This window comes from Pseudomonas sp. A-R-19 (genome assembly GCF_019956575.1).
Classification (GTDB): domain Bacteria; phylum Pseudomonadota; class Gammaproteobacteria; order Pseudomonadales; family Pseudomonadaceae; genus Aquipseudomonas.
Genome location: NZ_JAHBDR010000045.1, coordinates 1 through 22957, shown reverse-complemented (window position 1 = coordinate 22957; position 22957 = coordinate 1). Strand labels below are relative to the sequence as shown.

The window sequence follows — 22957 nt, the reverse complement described above, 5'->3', positions numbered from 1 at the left end:
TCTGGTTATATTGCTGGAACTGCGTTGTTAATTGTTTGGTTGTACGCCGTTAAGGGCAAAGTCGAAGATGTCGAAGTTTCGCAAACGGGTGGAGGCCGCATACTGCAGGTACTTTTCGCTCATCGGGTGCGACAGCATGAACGGCACCGATTGTTCCGAGTATCCGCCGTGGGAGCGCAGGGGGCGGTCACCCACGGTGGACAAGTCATGCTCGCTGGCGCGGGAGCCCAATACGCAGGATTCGCTCGAAATGACCACGATGTCGGCCTCGCGATCTTCGGGCAGACCAAGTTTTATGGCAGCTTGCTGGCGACTTAAAGTGTCTTCGATTCCGGGCAAGCCACTGATGTAATCAATCATTGCTTCTATATTGGCGGAGTCCTTGGCGTACACGCGAACAAAAGATCCAAGTGCGCCGTGATGTCGGACGAACGGATCTGTAATAGGGCAGATTACCCGCGCACTTTTTGCGCCGAAACGCTCTTCAAGTTTGTCCTGGAGAAAGATGACATTGGGTGTGCCGTTGCTGTTGTTCTTGTCGGACATGCCATGGTCGGCCACGCAGCCAACAATGGCGCCTAGTTCAATAAAGGCTTGCAGGCGATCATCAATGGCCTTGAGGAATTCGTTGGACTCGGCCGTTCCAGGGGCAAACTTATGCTGAATGTAATCGGACAACGACAAATACAAGACTTGCGCGCGTTTTTCCTTCAACAAGGCAAGGCCGGCATCCAGCACGAACAGCGACAAGTCGCCCGAATACATGTCGGGCAAGGGGCGCCCGACCAGCTCCACGACATCATCGATGCCATGCTCTTCAAGGGTGCAGGTGCCGGCTTTTTCCGAGGAGAAACAGATGCCCTTCAGGTGATGGCCGAGCACTTTGCGCAACTTGTCCTTGGCGGTGACTGCTGCCACCGCAATGCCGGCCTCGGACAACAACGCCAGCAGCGTTTCGCCGCGCAGCAGACTGGCGTCGGTCATCATGATTTCTTTCCCGGTTTCCCGGTCCAGGGAATAGTTGCCGGCGATGCCGTGTACTTCAGGTGGTGCCCCGGTGACGATGGAGACGTTGTTGGGGTTGGTAAACGACGGCATCACACAATCGGCAGTGCTGGCAAAACCCTGGGTGTGAAAGCGGGCTATGGTCGGGCAAACGCCATCGGCAATGCCCTGGGTGATGTATTGCGGGTCGCATCCATCAATGCAAACCACGACCACCGGCTGGGTCGGAAGAGCATATTGGCGTTGGTGCAGCGTTATTGAGTTATTCATGAATGACTTCACTGGAGGGGCAATGCAGGTACATTAACGTGCGAATAATGTTCAAGTTGTGTTAGTTTTTCCCCTGTTTGTGAGTTTTATTCACAGTATGATCCGAGGCCTGCATGTCCCGTATTCCGCCGTTGCCTGCCCTGAAGGCCTTTCTTGCCGCCTGTCGCGCCGGGAGCTACAGCGCCGCTGCCGAGGAATTGAATGTTACCCATGGCGCCGTCAGCCGGCAGATCCAGACCCTCGAAGACTGGCTCGGGCAAAAACTGTTCGAGCGCGCCGGGCAGCGCATGGCACCGACTTCCCATGCCCTGGCGTTTGCGTTGGAGGTCAGCGAAGCGTTTGAGCGCATCAACGATGCCGCGCAACGCTACGGCAAAGGCAGTGCCAGCATGCTGCTGCGAGTCAGCGCGCCCGCGACCTTTGCGATGCGCTGGCTGATTCCCCGTTTGAATGACTTCCATGAAAAGCACCCGGGCATGTTGATTCAGGTGCAAACGGCGACCACTCAACAAATTTCATTGGCCGGCAGTTTCGACCTGGCGATCCGTCGCGGTTCGCCGCAGACCGATCACTTCAGTGCCCAGGCGTTTCTCGATGAATGGCTGACCGTGGTCGCGGCCCCGAGTCTGTTGGCCCGGTTGCCTCTGGATTCACTGAAAGATTTGTCCCGGCATGTGCTGCTTGAAACCGAGACGCGCCCAGGGGACTGGCAGCAGTGGCTGAACGCGGCGGGATCAACCGAACACGGCACCTCCGCGCGCCAGCGTTTCGACCACTTCTATGTGACCTACACGGCATTGATCGATGGCCTTGGGTTGGGCATTGGCCCAATGCCTACGCTTGAGCATGACGTCAATGTTGGCCGGCTTGTCCTGCCTTTTGCCGGCCTGCGGACACCAAGCCGCCGCTATTACAGCCTGACGCCGGCGGGCGTACCCAAGACGCTCGTCCATCGCAAGTTCGAGAGCTGGTTGCTTGAGCAGGGGAGCATTGAAGTCACTCAGTAACTATCACGGCCCCGTCAGGCGAATGCAGATTTCATGAAGGGCTGTGTTCGGCCAAACGGGGTGATCTTCCCGAGGGTGATGATGCTCGCTGAGGTTCTGCTTCGCCACGTCGGCTTCTGGGCACCATCGCTGAGGGTGCCCAGGTTCTTGGCTTACTCTGCCGAAAGTTCCGGCGGGTACGGCTATCAGAAAAGGCTGATGTTATAGCTGAGGATCAGCCGGTTCTCATCAACATCGCTACGGTAGTTGGAGCGCGCAGTAACGTTGCGGATGCGGATACCCACTCCACGCAACGCTCCACTCTGGACTGCGTAGCCAATATCCAGATCGCGCTCCCAGTCCTGACCTTCAAACCCCCGCCCAGTGGTGACGTTGTCTCCAGTCACGTAGCGCAGAGTGGTGGTCAGACCGGGAATTCCAAGGGCGACGAAGTCGTAGTCGTGCCGGACTTGCCAGGAGCGTTCATCCGGCGCAGCGAACTCGTAGGTAGGCAGGGTATTGCCAAGCGGGTTGGTGTTGGCGCCAACCTGGATGAAACCATCGTCACCACCGATCTGCTGGTAGCCCAGGTAGAAGGTATGGCCGCCGCGCTTCGCCGACAACAGGTTGAACAGTGCATGGTTATCGAGCTTGCCGGCGATGCTCCGGCCGTCGTCGCGGGCATCGAAGTAGCCGACACTTATGCCTAGCGTCCAGTCACCTACTGGCTCGGCGTGTTTGAAGCTGTAGTAACGCTGCTGGTAGATGTCTTCCAGTTGCGCCTGCCAGAGACCGACGCTGGTGCGATTGGAGTTGAAACTGTAGTCGGCACCCAGATAGTTGAAGCGGTCACTGGTGAAATTGGCGATACGCGCCGGATTGATCGGGTCATTGATCAGTGCATACATCTCCTGGGTGTTACTCGAGTCGCGCAGGCTAGTGGAGTGCAGTTGGCCAGCGTTTAAGGTTAGTCCGGACAATTCGTTGGAAACCAGCGAAACGCCCTGGTAGGTCGGCGGCAGCAGGCGCAGATCACTGTAGACCAGTACCGGCAGGTTGGGCCGCAGCTCACCAGCCTTCAGCTCAGTGCTGGAGACCTTGAGTTTCATCGCCGCACCCAGGCGGCCGTACTCATCGGCGGATCTGCCGTCGTCGTGTGTCGGCAGCAGTCCGGTCCTGGCCCGGCTCGGGCTGCTGTCGAGCTTGACACCGTAGAGACCGAGCACGTCCACGCCGACACCGATACTGCCCTGTGTGTAGCCTGAGCGGGCATCAAGAATAAAGCCCTGGGCCCACTCCTCGGCCCTGGATTGCTTGTTGGGGCCGACGATGTCGGAGAAGTCGCGGCTAAAGTAGTAGTTGCGCAGTTGCAGGTTGGCCGTCGCACCTTCGATGAAGCCGGCTTCTTCGGCCAGCAGTGGCGGGGCCAGGCCCAGCGTCAGGCAACCGCCGAGGGTGCCGCTGATTGCATGGGCTTTGCGCAGTGCAGGAGTGTGCATGCTGTTGATCTCTGGAATGAGGACAAAGCGCCTCCCGTCAGACGAGGTTGAGGCCTGTCCGCAGGAGGGGTTTGATCATGAGGTGGCTGATGGCTCGCGGGCCTGGCTTGAGCTGCTCCGCGTCGCTGGGATCAGCCGCAAGGGGGCCGGTATGAGATCCCCTTGCGACTCACACCAGGACACGCAGTCGCCTGGCTGACGTGTCTCAACGATTGACCAGCTTGGCCGGCAGGGCGATCACCAGGAAGCTGCTGAGAATCAGGCAGCCGGCGAAGAACCACAGTGCGCCGGCGCTGCTGCCGGTGACGTCGATGGCCACGCCCATCAGCGAGTTGCTGACTAGCCCGGCGATGTTCGCCACCGAGCAGGCGAGGGCGAAGCCGGTGGCCGCCGCGGTGCCTTTGAGAAAGGTTGCCGGCAGGCTGAAGAACACCGGCACCGCGCCGATGATCGCCGCCGACGCAATAGCGAACAGCGCCACGGTCGCCACCACGTTGTTGACAAAGAAGGGCGCACTGGCCATGGCTGCCGCGCCCACCAGAAAGGGCACGATGATGTGCCAGCGGCGTTCGCGGTGCTTGTCGGAGCTGGCGCCGATCAACAGCATGCCCAGCAACGCGGCGATGCTCGGCAGCGCGGTGAGCACGCCGATGTGAAAGGTGTCGACGACGCCTGCGTTGCGGATGAAGGTCGGCATCCAGAACCCCATGGCATAGGCGCTGAGCAGGATCGAGAAGTCGATGCCGCCGAGCATCCACACCTTCAGGTTGAAGAAACCGTCGCGAAAGCTGTGCTTGCTGCCGGTGGAGTCGGCGTCGTCGGCGCGCAGTTCCTGTTCCAGCAGGTTTCTCTCGTCATCATTGAGCCATTTGGCCTGGCGGTAGTTGTTCGGCAAGGCCCAGAAGGTCAGCACACCAAGCAACACACTGGGTATCGCTTCGAGGAGGAACAACCACTGCCAGCCGCGCAGGCCGCCAGCGTTATCGAAATGCCCCATGATCCAGCCGGACAGTGGGCCGCCGAGCACGCTGGACAACGGCAGGCCGATCATGAACAAAGCGATGATGCGGCCGCGGCGATAGGTCGGGAACCAGGTGGTCAGGTAGTACAGCACCCCCGGCAGAAAGCCCGCTTCGGCGGCGCCGAGCAGGAAGCGCAGAATGTAGAACTGCGTGGTGGAAGTGACGAGCATGGTGCAGGCCGAGAGCAGCCCCCAGGTGATCATGATGCGGGCGATCCAGATCTTCGCCCCGACTTTTTCCAGGACCAGATTGCTCGGAACCTCGAAAATGATATAGCCGACGAAAAACAGACCGGCGCCCAGGCCGAAAGCCGTTTCGCTGAACTGCAGATGCTCGAGCATTTGCAGTTTGGCGAAGCCGACGTTGATCCGGTCCAGATAGGAGGCCAGATAGCAGAAGCAGAGAAAGGGAATAAGCTTCCAGGTGATCTTGCGGTAAAGCGCCTGGACTGGGTCTGCGACGGTGGTCGCAGTGGGTGTACCTACATTTGCAGAGGGCATGGGTGTCTCCTGGCGGTGACTTTGTGATTGTTGTTTAGCCGCGGATCAATGCTTTGGTAGCACCGGTTGGCGGCTTCCAAAGGCAGTGTCAGAAGACTGGGCAGGGTTTGATGTCGACCCTTGCTCAGTATTTGGCGACCAGTGCTCTACGGCCTGGTTCGACGGCAGATATCCTTTTCTGCCGGTTATTCGGTAAAGTCGTGAATCTGTGGAGGTTGCAGGCTTGCCCGGGAGTGCACTGTGTCAGCCCGGGAAAACCAATGGCCCTCTCATTTTCTGAACTGCGTCATGGCCTCCTGTTTACTCACCACATCGCCATACTTGCTATCAATGTCGAACAGGTTGGCTTCGTGTGGTGCGGGGTGCCGATCGCCGACGCATTCGCGAACAACGATGGTCCGGAATCCGTGCTGCACGGCATCTACCGCCGTCGCGCGAATACAGCCACTGGTTGAGCAGCCCGCCAGTACCACGGTGTCGATACCTTTGGCGCGCAGCATCGACGCCAGGCTGGTGCCAAAAAACGAGCTGGCGTATTGCTTGCTGATGACCACTTCGTCCGGGTTGGGCAGCACCGGCTCGCAGAAGGCTGCCAGTGGGTTGCCCTCGATCATGTCTTTCATCACGGGGGCTTTTTTGACCCATATACCGCCGTCGGCAAAATGCCCTGGGTGGTAGCGAATGTTTGTATGCACTACCAGGACTTCATGTTGGCGGGCGCAGGCCAATAGTTCGACGCTCTCGGCTACAGCGCTGACCACGCCTGGCGCGTACAGCGGTGCGCCTTCTTGGGTATAGCCCTGCATGAAATCGATCATCAACAGCGCAGGCTTATTGCCAAAGCCGATGCGCTGGCCCCACACGCCCTGATAATTGGCGTCGGCACTTTGTTCTTGGCTCATGACACGCTCCTATTTATATGCGCCAGACAGCAGCGCGCCCGCGCCCGGAACGATGGGCTCCAGGTCCAGTGCCTTGAGCATGGCGTAGGTGGTGGCGATGGCGGCGGTGAGTACCGGTTTGCCGGTTTCGGCCTCGACTTGCGAGGCCACTCCCAGCGATTGCATCTGCACGCAGGCCGACAGGACGATCACATCCACGCCTTCAAGGTTCATGTCGCGCACAATGGCGGGCAGGTTGGCCGGGTCGTGGCGGGCGACGGCCAGGTTGTCGGGAATTTCCAGGGCGCGCCAGTCCACCACCTCGAAACCTTCTTCGCGAATGTAATCCACTACCAGCTCGGTCAGCGGCTTCATGTACGGCGCGACAATGGCAATGCGTTTGGCGCCCATTACTTTCAAGCCTTCGATCAAGGCGCCGGCGCTGGTGATGACCGGCGCATTGGCGTCGTTGTCCGCGGTGGCCTTGCGCAGCCGCTGTTCGGACTGGCGATGATAACCCAGGCCCATGGCCATGATCGCCACCAGGCAGGCATAGCCCAGCACGTCGACCTTGGCGTCAGACAGCTCGACCGCGCAGCGATCGGATTCGCCATCCATTGCCGCCAGCTCTTCCTTGCGCACCTGCTTCATGCGCATGCGGCTGGAATGAAAGGTGAAACGTTCGGGGCGGATCAATTGGCGTGCTGCCAGCATCGCCGGAATCTCGGTTTCCATGGTGGTGTTGGAACTTGGCACAATCTGGCCGATACGATAAGGCTTGATCACAAGCTGTCTCCTTTGCAACGTGCGTTGAATTCAGGTCAGGGGCTGGCCGAGGAAATCGCCGAAAGCCGCGAAGAAACCCTCGAGGTCGTCCCACGGAATCATGTGTCCCGCGTTTTCAACGCGAGCAATCTGGATGTCGGGTTGTAGATCGCGAATTTCTGCTTCGTCCCCGGCCTGAATCACGCCGCCGCGACCGGCAACGATCAGCAGGGCAGGGGCAGGCAGGTGCGGCAGATCCTGATGAAAGTCCACGTCATGAAAGTCGTTGAAGGCGCGGACGATGGCAGGTGTGTAGCAGGTGTGCAGCCACTCGGCGCGGACTTGCAGTTGCTCCTCGGTCCAGGTCGGGCAGAAGACGCGCATGGCGTCGGCGTCCATCCCGCTCAGTGATTGGCGGATCGAGTCCACGTACCACGACAGCTTGCTTGGGTACTCGCGCCGGCCGGGACCGGAGACGGGTGGATCGATCAGTACCAGGCTTTGCAGGCCCGCTGGATTGCGCACTGCGCTGCGCACGGCAAAGCGCGCGCCCATGGAGTGGCCCACCAGGTGATAGGCATTGATACCCATGGCTTTGGCGAATGCACCGATGTCATTGGCGCAGGCGTCGGTGCCGTAGTCCAGCTCCGGTCCGGTGGAGGACAGGCCGCGGCCACGAACGTCGAGTACGTAGGTATCGAAATGCTGGCCCAGTCGCTCGGCGACAAACCCCCAGGTGATCGCCGGGCTGGTGATGCCGGGAATCAGCAACACTATCGGTTTGCCGGTGCTGCCCTGGCCGCCGTAACGCAGGTAGTGCTGGCGGATACCATTGGCTTGGACGTTGCCGCCCTGAATGAAGGTGCTCATGCGGCCGCTTCCGATTTCAGTGGGTGGTCGTAGAGGTCATAACCGTAGACCCAGGCCGGATCTTCCTGTGTGCGCAGCCAGGTGTTGGCATTGGACACCGCCTGTACTCGCGAGGCGCGGTCCTTGCGGTTGGCTTCGTATAGCTTGAACGCGGTGCGGTAATCGGTGAGCCCGGTTTCCTGCAGGCAGCGGGTCAACATGGCGGCATCTTCGATGGCCATGCCTGCGCCTTGCGCCATGTGCGGTTTCATCGGGTGGCAGGCATCACCCAGCAACACCATCCGTCCACGGCTCCAGAGCGGCAGCGGGTTGCGATTGAGCAGCGGCCATTTGGTCACGCTTTCACTGGATTCGATCAACGCTTGAACGGTGGGGTGATAGCCCTGGAATGCGTCGTACATTTCGTCGCGGCTGCTATCGACAAAGCTGCCCTGGAAGTCCCAGGCCGGGTGCGGTACGCCGGTGACGTAGTAGTACTCATCGCGCTTGCTGGTGGTGTGGTAGACCATCATGTGACGATCTTCGCTCCACCACTTCACGCAGTTTTCAAAGTCCATGTTGTACTTGGCCAGTACCTCGCCGCGAATCAAGGCGCGGTGGGCAACCCAGCCGCTGTACAGCGGTCTTTCCGCTCCGAGCAACTCTTCGCGAATTCTGGAGTTGATGCCATCGGCGCCGATGACGATGTCGACCTCGGTGATGGTGCCGTCGCTGAAGTGCAGGCGCACCAGATCATCGGTTTCCTCGATCCCAGTCAGGCGCTTGTTGAAGTGCACAGTGCCCGGCGCAATGGTCGACATTTGCAGTGCATGCAGGTCCCCGCGGTGCACGGTGATGTAAGCCGCGCCGTATTCCTTGCGAGCGAATTCACCCAAGGGGATGCGGGACAGATAGTCACCGCTGGCGCCGTCGCGGCTGAACCAGAAGTCGGGGTGCGAACCCATGTCGCTCAACTTCTGCTCAATGCCCATGCGGCGGAAGATTTTCATGATGTTGGGGCCCATGTGGATGCCCGCACCAATACGGGAAAACTCTGGCGCCTGTTCATAAACATCGACCTCGAACCCGGCTTTCTGTAACAGCGTGGCAGCAGCAGCGCCACCTAGACCGGCGCCGACGATTGCGATTTTTTGTTTGTTTCGCATGGGGGGCTTTTCCTTCGTTTTGAATATGTGGCTGGTGAGATCGGGTTGTCGTCTCGCCGTGATTTGAGTGTATACGCTATTGTTTTTGAATTGGAAGATCCCACTTGAAAAATAAAAAATCAGCGATAAATGGTGACCGTAACGCTAAGTAACCATTATTTAGCGGGGTTGTGTTGCTTTGTAACGTTTGAGTCTTTCTCTTTAGGCGTCTGTCAATTTAATGTTTTATCGTTAATAAATAGCGTATACACTTCAAATTCGTACGGGTGCCAAGCTCGCCGCCTTGCTTTGGTGCGCAGGGTGCGAGGCGTCGAACGAACTCAACAGGTTAAGAGGAAGACAAGACATGCCGGTAAGCGATTGCGAACTGACCCAGATGTTTGAACACGTGTTGAAACTGTCGAAAGTGGACTCGACTCAAAGCGTCGCGGTACTGAAAAGCCACTACTCCGACGCGCGTACCGTGCGGGCGGCCATGGACGCCGCGCAGCGTCTTGGGGCCAAGGTCTATGCGGTCGAGTTGCCGTCCTTCAATCACCCTATGGCCATGGGCAATGACATGACCGCTTACTGCGGCGACACCGCGCTGACCGGCAATATCGCCGCGCAACGGGCGCTGGAAGCGGCGGACCTTGTGGTCGACACCATGATGTTGCTGCACTCGCCGGAGCAGGAGCAGATCCTCAAGACCGGGACGCGCATACTGCTGGCGGTTGAACCACCGGAAGTGCTGGCGCGGATGCTGCCTACGCTGGCGGACAAAGAGCGGGTGATGGCGGCCGAGAAGCTGCTGAAGCAGGCGCGCTCGATCCACGTGAAGTCCAGGGCCGGCAGTGATTTCAAGGCGTTGCTCGGGCAATACCCTGCGGTCACCGAGTACGGTTTTGCCGATGAGCCTGGGCGTTGGGATCACTGGCCCAGCGGTTTTCTATTCTCCTGGCCAAACGAGGAAACCGCCGAAGGCGTACTGGTGATCGACGTCGGCGATATCCTGTTGCCGTTCAAGAATTACTCGCGAGAGAAGATCACCCTGGAAATCGAAAAGGGCTTCATTACCTCGATCCATGGTGGTTTCGAGGCCGAATACCTGCGCGACTACATGAAGTACTTCAACGACCCCGAGGTGTACGGCATCTCCCATATTGGCTGGGGTTTGCAACCGCGTGCGCAGTGGACCGCCATGGGCTTGCATGACAAAAACGACGGCATGTGCATGGATGCCCGGGCGTTCTACGGTAACTTCCTGTTCTCCACCGGGCCCAATACCGAGGTTGGCGGTACCCGAAAAACCCCGTGTCACCTGGACATCCCGCTACGCCATTGCGATATCTACCTCGATGATCAGGCGGTGGTCCTGGGTGGTGATGTGGTAGCGCCGCAGGCCTCTATCGCGCGGTGATATAAAAGAGGGGGGCACGGGACAGTGACCCACCACGATTGAGTTACCTTGATCCCCCTCGCAGGTTAATGTAAACGCCACTTACTTTTTTTTGATAGAGCTCGCCGTGCCGGATACGACAGACAACACCCCACAGACAACCGCTCCCTATGCCTTTTCCGAGCAGGTCGGTCATTTGCTGCGCAAGGCTTACCAGCGCAATATGGCGATCTTCCAGCAGAACGTCGACGATTCGCAGCTGACCGCCGTGCAGTTCATTACGCTGTGCGCCGTGCGTGATGGCGGGCCGAGCTCATTGACCGAGCTGGTCAAGGCCACTGCGGTGGATCAGGCAACCATTCGAGGCATCGTCGAGCGGCTCAAGGCGCGCGACCTGATCACCCTGGAGCCAGACCCTCAAGATCGGCGCAAAGTCATCGTTGGCCTGTCCGACAGTGGCCATCAATTAGTGCGTGACACCGTGCCTCATGCTGCCCGCGTCAGCGAACTGACCATGGGTAACCTCAACCCGGCCGAGCGCGTCGCGATCCTGTATCTGCTGCGCAAGATGATCGATGACGCCAACGATTGACGAGTAAGAACCGCCCCTGGCATTCTTTTTGCGTCTAATTAATGAAGTGGATACTTCATGAGAAAATGTAGTCAGGGGTAACGTGAGGAATCGGATAACCATCCCCCTCATCAAGCTCTAGAACCCGCATGGCACTGCGCAGGATCTGCGCAGCCTGCGCATGCGGTACCGGTCACGCCTTTTTCATGTAGTGATTACTTAATAAAAAGCCGCACCTCATCAAGAGAGCGAGCGGTAACACCTGGAGAGTGCGACATGAGTGAGCAAGCACTGGCGCCGGAAAAGACCGTGACGCTTCACGTCAATGGCCAGACCACTACGGTCTGTGCCATGGCCGACACATCGCTGTTGCTGGTGCTGCGCAATGATTTACAGCTCAACGGCCCGAAATACGGTTGTGGCCTGGGCGAGTGCGGCGCCTGCACGGTGATCATCGATGGTGTTGCGGCGCGGGCTTGCGTGTTCCCGTTGTCCGGTGCCGAGGGACGGGAAATCACCACCCTCGAAGGCATTGGCAGCCGAGAGCATCCGCACCCGGTGCAGCAGGCTTTCATTGAGGAGCAGGCGGCGCAGTGCGGCTACTGCATGAACGGCATGATCATGACGGCCAAGGCCTTGCTCGATCGCAACCCGCACCCCAGCGAGGCGCAGATTCGCAATGAGTTGTCGGCCAATCTCTGCCGCTGCGGCACCCATATCGAAATTCTTCGTGCGGTACTGCGTGCCGCCCGTCAAAAGTCTTGAACGGATTGATGACCATGACCCATGCAACGCTCACCCGTGCTCAGCTGTTGACCAAGTCCGGCGTCTTGTTGATCGTCGATCAGATCCAGCCACCGTCCGGTCCTGTGGCCAAAGGTGGCGTACCCGTGATCAAGCCCCAGGAGCTGGCGTTGTTCATTGCGGTCAACGACGACGGCAAGGTCTATGGGTTCAACGGCCACGTGGATCTGGGCACCGGTATCCGTACTTCGCTGGCACAAATCGTCGCTGAAGAGCTGGACCTGGCGCTGGATCAAGTCTGTATGGTCCTTGGCGATACCGACAGCGCACCGAACCAGGGCGCAACCATCGCCAGTGCGACCATCCAGATTTCGGCCATCCCCTTGCGTAACGCGGCGGCTGAAGCCCGGCGATTTTTGCTGGCACGGGCGGCCCGACGTTTTGCCGTTGCAGCTGACACCTTACGGATAAACAGCGGGGTAGTTAGCAGCGAAGACGGTCGCCAGCTCACGTTTGCCGAACTGGTGGAGGGCGAGCGTGACCAGTTGACGATTTCCGGCGATGCGCCGCTCAAGCGTCTGGAAGATTATCGGCTGGTGGGCAAGGGCGCAGCGCGGGTGGACATTCCCGGTAAAGCCACCGGTGAGCTGACTTACGTGCATGACATGCGGCTGCCGGACATGCTTCATGGCCGGGTGATTCGCCCGCCTTATGCCGGGCTCGACAGCGGTGATTTCGTCGGCAACAGCCTGCTGGAAGTAGACGAGTCCTCCATCGCGCACATTCCCGGCATCGTGCGGGTGGTGGTGATTCGCGATTTTGTCGGCGTGGTCGCCATGCGTGAAGAGCAGGCCGCGAAAGCCGCCCAGGCACTGAAAGTCACCTGGAAAGCCTGGAACCACAAATTGCCGAACATGGATGACATCGCGCAGGCCATTCGCGACAACCCCCGGGTGCAGCGCGTCGTGCTGGACAAGGGCAATGTTGATCAAGCTCTGGAGCAGGCCAGCGAGCGCATGGCCCGCACCTACCTGTGGCCGTATCAGCTTCACGCCTCCATCGGCCCTTCCTGCGGGCTGGCGGACTATCAAGAGGACGGCATTCGCGTCTGGTCCGGCACGCAAAACCCGCATTTACTGCGCGCTGATCTGGCATGGCTGCTGGAGTATCCGGAAGAGCGGATCGAGATCATCCGCATGGAAGCGGCAGGTTGTTACGGGCGTAATTGCGCCGACGACGTGTGCGCCGATGCGGTGTTGCTGTCCCGGGCCGTCGGCGTGCCGGTACGGGTGCAACTGACCCGCGAGCAAGAGCACGTATGGGAGCCCAAGGGCACGGCGCAACTGATGGAGGTCGATGGAGGCATCAATGTCGATGGCGGGGTGGCCGGTTACGATTTTCAGACCAGCTACCCGTCCAATGGTGCACCGACCCTGGCACTGCTGCTGACGGGGCGCGTCGAACCGGTGGCGGCGATGTTCGAAATGGGCGACCGCACCTCGATCCCTCCGTATGATTTTGAACACATGCGCGTGAGCGTAAACGACATGGCGCCCATTGTTCGGGCTTCGTGGATGCGGGGCGTGTCGGCGCTGCCCAATACCTTCGCCCATGAGTCGTATATCGATGAATTGGCCTTTGCCGCGGGTGTCGACCCCATCGAGTACCGTTTGCGTTATCTGAATGATGAGCGCGCCTCGGATCTGGTCAAAGCCACTGCTGCCCGCGCCGAATGGACACCGCGTACGCAGCCGATGCAAATCCCGGAGCAAGACAACATCCTGCGCGGCCGGGGTTTTGCCTATGCCCGTTACATTCACAGCAAATTTCCAGGCTTCGGCGCGGCGTGGGCGGCGTGGGTCGCGGACGTGGCGGTGGACAAGCGCAGCGGCGAAGTGTCAGTCACCCGCGTGGTGATCGGTCATGACGCCGGGATGATGATCAATCCGACCGGTGTTCAGCATCAGATTCACGGCAATGTGATTCAGTCCACCAGTCGCGTGCTCAAGGAGCGCGTGACCTTTGAAGAGTCCGCCGTTGCCAGCAAGGAATGGGGCGGTTACCCGATCCTGACATTCCCCCAGGTGCCGGAAATCGATGTGCTGATGATGCCGCGCCAGAACGAAGCACCCATGGGGGCGGGTGAGTCGGCGGCAGTGCCGAGCGCGGCAGCGATAGCCAATGCGATCTACGACGCCACCGGGATTCGCTTTCGTGAACTACCGATCACCGCTGAGCGTGTGCTGGCCGCGCTCAAAGGATCGGCGGACGAAGCGAATGCCAATCCTCCTGATTCGCCAAAGGCCAAGCGCTCGAAATGGTTGTTTGGCTCATTGTTCGCAGCGTTCGGCGCGATACTTGGCGTGGCTGCCACGGCTTTGCCCTGGCGCGCGGAAATCGCACCGATCACGCCACCCAGCGCGGGCACCTGGTCTGCGGCGACGCTGGAGCGAGGGCGTTTGCTGGCGGCAGTCGGCGATTGCGCGGTGTGCCACACAGCGCCAGGCGGCGCGACCAATGCTGGCGGGTTGGCAATGCAGACGCCTTTCGGAACGCTGTACAGCAGCAACATCACACCTGACCCGAAAACCGGAATTGGCAGTTGGTCCTATCCCGCGTTCGAGCGGGCCATGCGCGATGGCATCAGTCGCGATGGCAAGAATCTGTATCCGGCATTTCCTTACACGGCCTTCCGAAATATCAACGACGCCGATATGCAGGCGCTGTACGCGTACCTGATGTCACAGGCCCCGGTGAGCCAGCCAGCCAAGGTCAACGACATGCAGTTCCCATTCAACATGCGGCCACTGATGGCGGGTTGGAACGCGTTGTTCCTGCGCAAGGGTGAAATCCAGGTGCAGCCGCAACGCAGTGAGCAGTGGAATCGCGGCGCCTACCTGGTCAATGGACTGGGTCACTGCGCGGCCTGTCATTCACCGCGCAACCTGATGGGCGCGGAGAAGGGCGGTAAAAATTTCCTGGCGGGCGGCATGGTCGATGGCTGGGAAGCGCCTGCGCTCAATGGCTTATCCAAATCGCCTACGCCGTGGACTGAAGATCAATTGTTCACCTACCTGAGCAGTGGTTATTCCGATGCCCACGGTGTCGCGGCGGGCCCCATGGGGCCAGTGGTTAGCGAATTGGCGAAGCTGCCCAAAGCAGACATACGGGCGATGGCGGTGTACCTGGCGTCGCTCGATGGCACGGCGCAAGCACAGACTCGCTCAAGCACACAAACCGTAGCGCAACCCAGTGTCACCGCAGTGTCGTTGAGCAATGGTCGGCGGGTGTTTGAAGGTTCCTGCCAAGGCTGTCACGCCGATGGTCTTGGGCCGAAACTGTTTGGTGTCAGTCCCTCGTTGGCGACTAATACCAACCTTCACAGTACGCTGCCAGACAACCTGCTGAAGGTCATTTTGCAAGGCATCTCCAATCCGGCGACGCCGGACCTTGGTTATATGCCAGGCTTCAAGGACAGCCTGTCCAACAGGCAAATCGCCGAACTGACGGCATACCTGCGCAATCGCTTCGCCTCAGCTGAACCTGCGTGGCAAGGGCTGGAGCAGAAGGTCGCGCACTTGCGGGCCAATCCCGGAACTCATTGATCAGAGAGTCACTGAGACGCAGGCAGTGTCAACACGCCGCGCACCACCAGATCGCTGATGAACGCCAGCCAGTCCTGCTGCTGGCCTTGATCCGCCAGGTCTTGACCCAGAAATGAGGTGAGGGTGTGCCGGTTGGAGTTATAGAAGTAGCAGAGTGAAGCGATCATCAAGTAGACGTGATTGATGTCGATGTCCTGGCGAAACACCCCCTGCCGCTGACCCGCTTCGATGATCGGTGTGATCACGCCCAGCGTGGTGCCGGATAAGCGACGAAGCTCACTGGACTGCCTGGCGTGCGTGCCCTCGTGCAGGTTTTCGATATTGAGGATAGCGACGAATTCCGGATGCTTTACGTAGTAATGCCAGACGAATGCTACCCGATCACGCAGGGCCTGCACGGGGTTCGAAAGGTCCGGGCGTAGCATGCTTTCGGCTTGGTTGAATGCTTCATAAGTGTGCTCAAGCACCCGTACAAAGAGGTTTTCCTTGCTGCCGAAATAGTAATAGATCATCCGGTCATTGGACTCGGCTTCACTGGAGATCTGTTCGATCCGCCCGCCCGCATAACCATCACGGGTGAAGACCTTGACCGCGGCCTTGAGAATACGAGCCTTGGTCTGGTCGGCCTGCTGGGCTCTGATACCTGTTTTTTTGTTCACGCTGTTGCCCTTGACGATTATGCGTAGCGATATTTATGGCCAGGAAATGACATGCCATTGCGTGGTAGTGCGCCACCGATCTCTGAACTGGGCACTCCGGCCAAAGGGTTTCTTTGGGCGCCCCGGGTTTTCTCGTACACCGTTATGCATTAGCTCGATGGCACATTGTTCTTCGACGAATGCAAGGGAATGAATAGTACTCCCGTTCACTGCGTTCGGCGGGTTGTTGGCAACGCTGTTTTTCCCCGCAAACGAGGGGCCGATCACTTGAAGACGATGCGCAGCAATCAACTGAATTTGACCCGGGAGAGTGACCATGTCTGATGTGTACGCCTTGCTCGATGCATTGGATCAAGCCAACAGCACAAAGATCGATGCTGTGCTCGCCACGGTCGTCAAGGTCGAGGGCTCGGCCTATCGGCGTCCGGGTGCGAGGATGCTGATTCCGCATTTTGGCCAGACAGTCGGAACCATCAGTGGTGGTTGTCTGGAACAGGAGTTGGCCAAGAAGGCCTGGTGGTTAACTGAGTCCGGCGAGGCAGTGGTTCGTCGTTACAGCACTGCTGCCCAGGAAGATGAGGACGCCGATGATGAAGACGCGGCGCTGACGTTTGGTCTGGGCTGCAACGGTACCGTGCATGTACTCCTGGAACGCCATGATGCCGGCAAGCAGAGTCTGTTGCTCGATGTGCTGCAACAGGTGAAGGCCACCGGTCAACCGGCAGCACTGGCAACGGTCATCTCGGTGGGTCGAAAAAACCGTGTGCAGGTCGGTGCTCGAATGGGACTGAACGCCTTTATGAACGCGTGTGAGGGCATCCGCTGCCAAGCGCTTCAACACACCCTGCAGGGTGATTTGCGCAGTACCCTTGCGCGCAAGAAGTCTCAGTTGATGATTTACGGAAGCGGAGCCAATGAAGTCGAGGTCTTTCTTGAATACATCGCGCCACAGCGTCGACTGATGATCTTTGGCGCGGGTCATGACGCCCAGCCTTTGGTGCGGTTCGCCAGGGATTTGAACTGGCATGTCACGGTGGTGGACGGGCGTGCGCATTTTGCTCGCCCGGAACGGTTCCCTGGAGCAAGCCAGGTCATTGTTGCGCCTATCGACGAGCCTTTTAACTTATCCAGTGCTGTCGACGGTGCCGCAGTGGTGATCATGACCCACAGCTATCGACAGGATCGGTATTGGCTGGAAAACGTTTTGCAATGCTCTCCCGCCTATGTCGGGCAGTTGGGTCCTCGAGAGCGAACAGAACGACTGCTTGATGAGATGGGCGCATCGGACCGTTCGCCAGAAGTTGTGCCCGGGCTTCATTATCCGATTGGGTTGGATTTGGGGGGCGATACCCCGGCGAGCGTGGCCTTGGCCATTGTTGGCGAGATCACGGCCTACCTCAATGAACGCAGTGGCGGCATGCTGAAATACCGCAAGACCACCATTCACCAAGCTTGTGAGCCAACCCGCTCTCCAGCGGTGGGCGGCCTGCAGGCGAAAATGGAAGCGTAGCGGCTGCAGGGACTTGTGCAGCTTTGTGGTTCAGGCTTTCTAAACTGGCAGATCACCTGCTGTGTCCTCTGTACCGCCGTTTTTATTTGCTCCCTGAGGATTCGGCCGGCATCTTCAGCGGTCAGCGACTCGAGTTCTTTGATGTTGATTTTGGCCATGAAATGGACTCCCCCTACTTTCCCCCCCACAAAAACCACTGGCTCTCGGTGGATTCTTCACCTCTTTCGGAGGAGATGGACGCAAGATTTCTGTGTGCCAATGTCCCCGCAGGAAGTTTGGCGATGGAGGGCAGGGAGGAACACCCCTAGTAAGTGTCCTAGCTTCAGTCCTACAACATCTGTCTCCAATTGCACCGAGTGTGAGTTGGCAACTCCATTGGGTTGTTATCGGCTCAGCCGATTTAAGCCTTCGAATTATCGATTTGTGCTGCTATCGATGGGGCTTGAGTATGGGGCCACTTCCAACAATAAAAATCGAAGGCCCCGCCATGATTGCCCGATTCCATAATCCTGTTGATACACGTTTCGGCTGGGATAGCCTCCGGGAACTTGCCTCAATCACCGAAAATCAGACCGTGGCCCTTGTGATCTTTCCCGAAGCACGAGGACTGGGATTAGTGGATCGTATTCAGGATCTGTTGGGCGACCGGCTGGTGTACATCGTTGAAGATGTTCAACCCAATCCTGATGTTGCTCAATTGCGTAGCACCTATGAGCGGTTCTGGCGGGAAGCGGGTGATTGCCACGCAGTCCTCGCCGTGGGTGGCGGTAGCGCGATCGACACCGCCAAAGCGCTCATCGTCGGCACCGAATCAGGCAGCTTTGATGAGTTGCTCACTTTGTTGGCTGCGGGCAAACCCTTTGTTCCTGCGCGTTGCAAACAACTGATTGCTGCGCCCACCACGGCGGGGACAGGGAGCGAAGTCACTCCGTGGGCTACTATCTGGGATACAGAGAATCAAAAGAAATATTCCCTGCACCTGGACTGTACCTGGCCCAAGGTCGCCATTATCGACCCGAAGTTGATGCTGACAGTACCTGCCGGTGTCACCGTTTCTACCGGCCTGGACGCCCTGTCGCATGCGCTGGAGTCGATCTGGAACATCAATGCCAACCCGATTTCGGACACCTTTGCCATCTCCGCCATTGAAGACATCCTCGAGTGCCTGCCGTTGTTACGCCGTGACCTGACCAGCAAGGAGCTGCGTTCACGAATGGCACTGGCCGCACTTAAAGCCGGGATGGCCTTTTCCAACACCAAAACTGCGTTGGCCCACTCCATTTCTTACGAGATGACTCTGCGTCACGGGCTACCTCATGGTATCGCCTGCTCCTTCACCTTGCCGTTGGTCTTGGGCCTGGCTTGGGGACATGACGAAGCGCGCGACCGGATCCTGCAACGGGTATTCGGCAATGACCTCGCCGAAGCGCAGGCACAACTACGCGATTTCCTGCACAGCCTTGATGTGAAAACCGAGTTTGCCGACTACGGCATCACGGCAAAGGAAGCCGAGGAGATGATTAATTTCGCCATGCAAGGCGCGCGAGGCAAGAACTTCATCGGCGCGAAAGCGGCCTAGCGGTTTCTCCCTCGAAGCACTGTCGCGACGTGACGGCCGCGGCAATTTCCTGATGCACCAAGAGTGCACCCTCCGACTCGCTCGGAGGGAACGAACAATAATAAGGAAAAGATCATGAATCGTGCCCAAACCATGCCAGGTCTCGCAATATCCACTTCATCGTTCCGAGTCGCACAGTGGCGCATGCTACTGGCGGCCATGTTCTGCTATCTGTTTTTCTACACCGGTCGGCAAACCTTTGGTTTTGCCATCCCGGGTATTCAGGCCGAGTTCGGCTTTACCAAGGAACATCTGGGCTGGGCCTCGGCGGCCATGCTCTGGGCCTACGCCATTGGCCAAGCCATCAATGGCAATCTCGCCGATAAGTTCGGTGGCCGGCGCATCATGACTGCCGGCGCGGTGTTGTCCTGTGCGGCTAACTGGATGACCAGCTTCGCCCATGGTTTTACCGCTCTGATCCTGCCCTGGGGGATCAACGGTTATTTCCAAGCCTTGGGTTGGGCGCCGGGTAGTCGACTCATTTCCAATTGGTGGAGTGCGGGCGAGCGCGGCAAGGTGTATGGGTTTTATGTGTTCGCTGCAGGTTGTGCCTCGGTCCTTTCTTATGTCACCTCGATCGTCGTGCTCGAGGTGCTGCAACTGGAGTGGCGCTGGATCTTCCGTTTGCCGGTGCTGCTGATGCTGGCGGGGGGCATCATCTTCTACCTGGTGGCGCGTGAGCGTCCGCAGGACATGGGTTTTGAACCGCTCGCCGACACCGGGGTGGCCAACGCCGATGACAAGAACCACGAAGTGGCTCACGGTGAAGTCGAAACCTCGGCGCAACGCTATAAAGCGGTGCTGAAGAATGCCCGCTTGATCATCGCCGCCGTGTCGCTGGGATTCCAGAACGCGGCCCGCTATGGCCTGATCGTCTGGGTACCGGTGCACTTTCTGGGCGCCAACTGGAAAAGCGGCGACAGCCTGGTCGATCCAAAGTGGATTACCGTAGCGCTGCCGGTTGGCATGGCCATCGGTGCCCTCAGCAATGGCTGGGTGTCGGACAAACTGTTCGGTTCCAAACGCTACCTGGCAATCATGCTTTACATGTTCCTCGGCGCGGCAACCAGCCTGTGGATGTGGAGCCTGCCGCCGCATAGCGCCCTCGGTCTGGTGGCGTTGTTCCTCTGCGGTTTCTTCGTCTACGGTCCGGCGTCGAGCTTTTGGGCCTTGTGCCCGGACCTGGTCGGTGCCAAACGAGCAGGTACGGCCACCGGCGTGATGAACTTCGCGTCCTATCTGTTTGCAGGTCTGGCCGAGCCCCTGATCGGGGGCATGCTCGATGCTACCGGGAACACCTCTCTGATCTTCATCGTGGTCACTGCCGCCTGCCTGTGCAGTGCCTCGGTGGCACTGTTCATACGACGTTGATTGCTAGGCTATAGATGCTTGAATCAGAGACGGTCGCTCAGGAATAGGAACTTTTATGTACCAGTATCACAAATGGCTACGTTCCTTTCACGCGGTAGCGAAGACCGGCAGCTTCACGCTCGCTGCCGAGTTCCTGAGCGTTGGTCAGTCAACGGTCAGCGAGCAGGTTACTGCGCTGGAAAAAAAGTACTCCGTGGAACTATTCCACCGTCGTGGCCGCTTTATCGAAATGAGCTGGGCCGGACACCAGCTCTATGCGATCACCCAAGGTCTATTCGGCCAAGAGGATGAAGCTGTGCAACTTCTTCAAAGTTTCAAACAGCACAAAACCGGAATGCTGCGACTGGGGGCTGTATCTCCGCCCATTGCGATGAACCTGACTTACGAATTGATGCAGAGGCATCCGGACATAGAACTGGAAACTTCGTTCTCTCCTGAGAAAGAGACGCTGGATCGCCTCTTCAACTTTGATATCGATGTGGCGATTCTTGCTCTCTCAGAATTCGATCAGCGTTTTCACACTCAGCTTTACCGGCGCTATCCGATTATTGCTGTTGTCCGCGATGATCATCCTTGGGCCAGTCAGAAAGAGGTGCACGTCGAGCAGATCAGCGCAGAGAGGTTGGTTCTTCGTGAAAAAAGCTCGCGGACTCGTCAACTGGTGGAGGAAAGCTGCAAGAGCCTGGGCGTTGAGCTGAACTGCGTCATGCAATTGAATAGCCGTGAGGCGATCGTCCACGCCATCGCCAAGGGCATCGGAATCGGCTTTGTTTCTGCCGTCGAGTACGCCGAAACCCCAGGCACAAAACCGATCACTTTTGTTGATCACCCATTTTTTATTGATTACCACCTGTGCTGCCTCGGTATTCGCAAAAATCGGCCGATGCTCGCAGAGTTGTTCGACTCGAGCCCTACGCCGATAACCTGATCCCGTAACGCGTTTGAACAATCAATAGGCCTACTTCTTGATGATGAGAGGGACGGCCTTCACATACCCAAAAAATGGAGACTCACCATGCACTACAAACAACCTTCCCAACTGCAAGCCGTGGTTTTGGACTGGGCAGGCACCGTCGTTGACTTCGGCTCTTTCGCACCGACCCAAATCTTCGTCGAAGCCTTCGCCGAGTTTGGCGTTGCGGTCTCCCTGGAAGAAGCCCGCGGGCCGATGGGCATGGGCAAGTGGGATCACATTCGCACGCTGTGCAACGAGCCACAGATTGCCGCACGTTACCAGGCCGCCTTCGGCCGCCTGCCCACCGACGAGGATGTCACCGCTCTTTACGAGCGCTTCATGCCGTTGCAGATCGAAAAGATCGCCCTGCACTCTGCGTTGATTCCCGGTGCTCTCGATACTATCAACGGCTTACGCGACAAGGGTCTGAAAATCGGCTCCTGCTCGGGTTATCCGGCCGTGGTCATGGAAAAAGTCGTAGAGCTGGCCCGTAAGAACGGCTACGTCACCGATCACGTCGTGGCCACTGACGAAGTGCCTAACGGCCGTCCGTACCCAGCCCAGGCCTTGGCGAACGTGATTGCCCTGGGGATCAGCGACGTGGCTGCCTGTGTGAAAGTCGATGACACCTGGCCGGGCATCCTCGAAGGCCGCAGCGCGGGCATGTGGACGGTCGCACTGACCTGTTCCGGCAACGCACTGGGTCTGACCTATGAGGAATTCAAAGACTTGTCCCTGGAGGAGTTGGCCGAAGAACGCACACGCATCATCAAGATGTTCGAAGGCTCTCGCCCGCACTACCTGATCGACACCATCGTCGATTTGCCGACTGTCATTGAAGACATCAATGCGCGCCTGGCACGCGGAGAAACCCCACAGGGTTCCTGATTCTGCACGGTTTGTGTCACTGACAGTGGCCGTCCCCCGGACGGTCACAACCCAAAACAACAAGAGAATCCGACCATGAACTACGCCCACCCAGGCACTCCCGGTGCCATCGTTTCCTTCAAGTCCCGTTATGGCAACTACATCGGCGGTGAGTTCGTTGCGCCGGTCAATGGTCAGTACTTCACCACCACCTCGCCTGTGAATGGCCAACCGATTGCCGAATTCCCCCGCTCTAGCGCCGAAGACATCGAAAAGGCGCTGGACGCTGCCCATGCAGCCGCTGATGCCTGGGGCAAGACCTCGGTGCAGGACCGCGCCTTGGCGCTGCTGAAAATTGCCGACCGCATCGAACAGAACCTCGAACTGCTGGCCGTCACCGAAACCTGGGACAACGGCAAAGCCGTGCGTGAAACGCTGAATGCCGACATCCCGCTGGCCGTGGACCATTTCCGCTACTACGCCGGTTGCATCCGTGCCCAGGAAGGCAGCTCAGCGGAAATCAACGAACACACCGCCGCCTATCACTTCCACGAACCACTGGGCGTAGTCGGGCAGATCATCCCGTGGAACTTCCCGATCCTGATGGCCGCCTGGAAACTCGCCCCGGCCCTGGCCGCCGGTAACTGCGTGGTGCTCAAGCCTGCCGAGCAAACCCCGCTGGGCATCACCGTGCTGGTCGAACTGATCGGCGACCTGCTGCCACCCGGCGTGCTGA

19 protein-coding genes are annotated in these 22957 nt (G+C 58.6%); 11 read left to right on the top strand and 8 right to left on the bottom strand.

All coding sequences use genetic code 11. From position 1 onward, the window contains the following. Nucleotides 1-27: 27 nt before the first annotated feature. Nucleotides 28-1275, bottom strand: a complete 1248-nt coding sequence (phnA, locus tag KGA88_RS10335; RefSeq protein WP_223590573.1) for a phosphonoacetate hydrolase — start codon at nt 1273-1275, stop codon at nt 28-30. A 113-nt stretch (nt 1276-1388) separates the two neighbouring features. Here phnA and KGA88_RS10330 point away from each other — a divergent pair, with 113 nt between their 5' ends. Further along, a complete protein-coding gene (locus KGA88_RS10330; protein ID WP_110660612.1) occupies nt 1389-2282 on the top strand; it encodes a LysR substrate-binding domain-containing protein in 894 nt (297 codons plus the stop codon). 185 nt (nt 2283-2467) lie between these two features. Here the strand turns inward: KGA88_RS10330 and KGA88_RS10325 are convergent, their stop codons facing one another. From KGA88_RS10325 to KGA88_RS10300, 6 genes are all read right to left on the bottom strand, one after another. Next, the gene (locus tag KGA88_RS10325; RefSeq protein WP_223590571.1) at nt 2468-3760 is read right to left on the bottom strand and encodes an OprD family porin; all 1293 of its coding nucleotides are present in this window, start codon (nt 3758-3760) and stop codon (nt 2468-2470) included. 205 nt (nt 3761-3965) lie between these two features. Beyond that, nucleotides 3966-5282 carry an MFS transporter gene (locus KGA88_RS10320; protein ID WP_223590568.1) on the bottom strand — a complete coding sequence of 439 codons (1317 nt, stop codon included), beginning with the start codon at nt 5280-5282 and terminating at the stop codon, nt 3966-3968. Nucleotides 5283-5551: 269 nt separating this feature from the next. After that, entirely contained in the window at nt 5552-6184 is a 633-nt protein-coding gene (locus tag KGA88_RS10315; protein ID WP_110658860.1) for an N-carbamoylsarcosine amidohydrolase, read from the bottom strand. Nucleotides 6185-6193: 9 nt separating this feature from the next. After that, nucleotides 6194-6949, bottom strand: a complete 756-nt coding sequence (locus KGA88_RS10310; protein WP_411740842.1) for an Asp/Glu racemase — start codon at nt 6947-6949, stop codon at nt 6194-6196. 30 nt (nt 6950-6979) lie between these two features. Beyond that, nucleotides 6980-7798 carry an alpha/beta fold hydrolase gene (locus KGA88_RS10305; protein WP_223590565.1) on the bottom strand — a complete coding sequence of 273 codons (819 nt, stop codon included), beginning with the start codon at nt 7796-7798 and terminating at the stop codon, nt 6980-6982. After that, the gene (locus KGA88_RS10300; protein ID WP_223590562.1) at nt 7795-8943 is read right to left on the bottom strand and encodes an FAD-dependent monooxygenase; all 1149 of its coding nucleotides are present in this window, start codon (nt 8941-8943) and stop codon (nt 7795-7797) included. Before KGA88_RS10300 ends, KGA88_RS10305 begins: the two co-directional genes overlap by 4 nt. Before the next feature lie 346 nt (nt 8944-9289). On the opposite strand from KGA88_RS10300, the gene KGA88_RS10295 reads away from it, so the two are divergent. From KGA88_RS10295 to KGA88_RS10280, 4 genes are all read left to right on the top strand, one after another. Next, the gene (locus tag KGA88_RS10295; protein ID WP_110658853.1) at nt 9290-10342 is read left to right on the top strand and encodes a 2,5-dihydroxypyridine 5,6-dioxygenase; all 1053 of its coding nucleotides are present in this window, start codon (nt 9290-9292) and stop codon (nt 10340-10342) included. A gap of 106 nt (nt 10343-10448) precedes the next feature. Further along, the gene (locus tag KGA88_RS10290; protein WP_110658851.1) at nt 10449-10913 is read left to right on the top strand and encodes a MarR family winged helix-turn-helix transcriptional regulator; all 465 of its coding nucleotides are present in this window, start codon (nt 10449-10451) and stop codon (nt 10911-10913) included. A 255-nt stretch (nt 10914-11168) separates the two neighbouring features. Then, nucleotides 11169-11657 (top strand): (2Fe-2S)-binding protein, encoded by a 489-nt coding sequence (locus tag KGA88_RS10285; protein ID WP_223590558.1) that lies wholly within the window; start codon nt 11169-11171, stop codon nt 11655-11657. Between the two features lie 14 nt (nt 11658-11671). After that, a complete protein-coding gene (locus KGA88_RS10280; protein ID WP_223590554.1) occupies nt 11672-15241 on the top strand; it encodes a molybdopterin cofactor-binding domain-containing protein in 3570 nt (1189 codons plus the stop codon). An 8-nt stretch (nt 15242-15249) separates the two neighbouring features. On the opposite strand, the gene KGA88_RS10275 is transcribed toward KGA88_RS10280, so the two are convergent. Next, nucleotides 15250-15900, bottom strand: a complete 651-nt coding sequence (locus tag KGA88_RS10275) for a TetR/AcrR family transcriptional regulator (RefSeq protein WP_110658847.1) — start codon at nt 15898-15900, stop codon at nt 15250-15252. Between the two features lie 316 nt (nt 15901-16216). On the opposite strand from KGA88_RS10275, the gene KGA88_RS10270 reads away from it, so the two are divergent. The 6 genes from KGA88_RS10270 to KGA88_RS10245 all read left to right on the top strand — a co-directional run. Further along, nucleotides 16217-17410, top strand: coding sequence for an XdhC family protein (locus KGA88_RS10270; RefSeq protein ID WP_223590551.1), 1194 nt, complete (start codon nt 16217-16219; stop codon nt 17408-17410). Nucleotides 17411-17897: 487 nt separating this feature from the next. Continuing rightward, nucleotides 17898-18989, top strand: a complete 1092-nt coding sequence (gene psrA / locus KGA88_RS10265) for an iron-containing alcohol dehydrogenase PsrA (protein WP_110658841.1) — start codon at nt 17898-17900, stop codon at nt 18987-18989. Nucleotides 18990-19103: 114 nt separating this feature from the next. Further along, nucleotides 19104-20399, top strand: coding sequence for an MFS transporter (locus KGA88_RS10260; RefSeq protein ID WP_110658839.1), 1296 nt, complete (start codon nt 19104-19106; stop codon nt 20397-20399). A gap of 55 nt (nt 20400-20454) precedes the next feature. Next, nucleotides 20455-21327 (top strand): LysR substrate-binding domain-containing protein, encoded by an 873-nt coding sequence (locus tag KGA88_RS10255; protein ID WP_223590549.1) that lies wholly within the window; start codon nt 20455-20457, stop codon nt 21325-21327. A gap of 87 nt (nt 21328-21414) precedes the next feature. Then, nucleotides 21415-22242, top strand: coding sequence for a phosphonoacetaldehyde hydrolase (phnX, locus tag KGA88_RS10250; RefSeq protein WP_110658835.1), 828 nt, complete (start codon nt 21415-21417; stop codon nt 22240-22242). A gap of 75 nt (nt 22243-22317) precedes the next feature. After that, the coding region (locus KGA88_RS10245) for an aldehyde dehydrogenase family protein (RefSeq protein WP_223590545.1) at nt 22318-22957 on the top strand (640 nt) is incomplete at its 3' end.

Bases quoted from the DNA above. Each gene is read 5' to 3' on its own strand.
- phnA (WP_223590573.1), bottom strand. From the start codon at position 1,275: ATGAATAACTCAATAACGCTGCACCAACGCCAATATGCTCTTCCGACC.
- KGA88_RS10330 (WP_110660612.1), top strand. From the start codon at position 1,389: ATGTCCCGTATTCCGCCGTTGCCTGCCCTGAAGGCCTTTCTTGCCGCC.
- KGA88_RS10325 (WP_223590571.1), bottom strand. From the start codon at position 3,760: ATGCACACTCCTGCACTGCGCAAAGCCCATGCAATCAGCGGCACCCTC.
- KGA88_RS10320 (WP_223590568.1), bottom strand. From the start codon at position 5,282: ATGCCCTCTGCAAATGTAGGTACACCCACTGCGACCACCGTCGCAGAC.
- KGA88_RS10315 (WP_110658860.1), bottom strand. From the start codon at position 6,184: ATGAGCCAAGAACAAAGTGCCGACGCCAATTATCAGGGCGTGTGGGGC.
- KGA88_RS10305 (WP_223590565.1), bottom strand. From the start codon at position 7,798: ATGAGCACCTTCATTCAGGGCGGCAACGTCCAAGCCAATGGTATCCGC.
- KGA88_RS10300 (WP_223590562.1), bottom strand. From the start codon at position 8,943: ATGCGAAACAAACAAAAAATCGCAATCGTCGGCGCCGGTCTAGGTGGC.
- KGA88_RS10295 (WP_110658853.1), top strand. From the start codon at position 9,290: ATGCCGGTAAGCGATTGCGAACTGACCCAGATGTTTGAACACGTGTTG.
- KGA88_RS10285 (WP_223590558.1), top strand. From the start codon at position 11,169: ATGAGTGAGCAAGCACTGGCGCCGGAAAAGACCGTGACGCTTCACGTC.
- KGA88_RS10280 (WP_223590554.1), top strand. From the start codon at position 11,672: ATGACCCATGCAACGCTCACCCGTGCTCAGCTGTTGACCAAGTCCGGC.
- KGA88_RS10270 (WP_223590551.1), top strand. From the start codon at position 16,217: ATGTCTGATGTGTACGCCTTGCTCGATGCATTGGATCAAGCCAACAGC.
- psrA (WP_110658841.1), top strand. From the start codon at position 17,898: ATGATTGCCCGATTCCATAATCCTGTTGATACACGTTTCGGCTGGGAT.
- KGA88_RS10260 (WP_110658839.1), top strand. From the start codon at position 19,104: ATGAATCGTGCCCAAACCATGCCAGGTCTCGCAATATCCACTTCATCG.
- KGA88_RS10255 (WP_223590549.1), top strand. From the start codon at position 20,455: ATGTACCAGTATCACAAATGGCTACGTTCCTTTCACGCGGTAGCGAAG.
- phnX (WP_110658835.1), top strand. From the start codon at position 21,415: ATGCACTACAAACAACCTTCCCAACTGCAAGCCGTGGTTTTGGACTGG.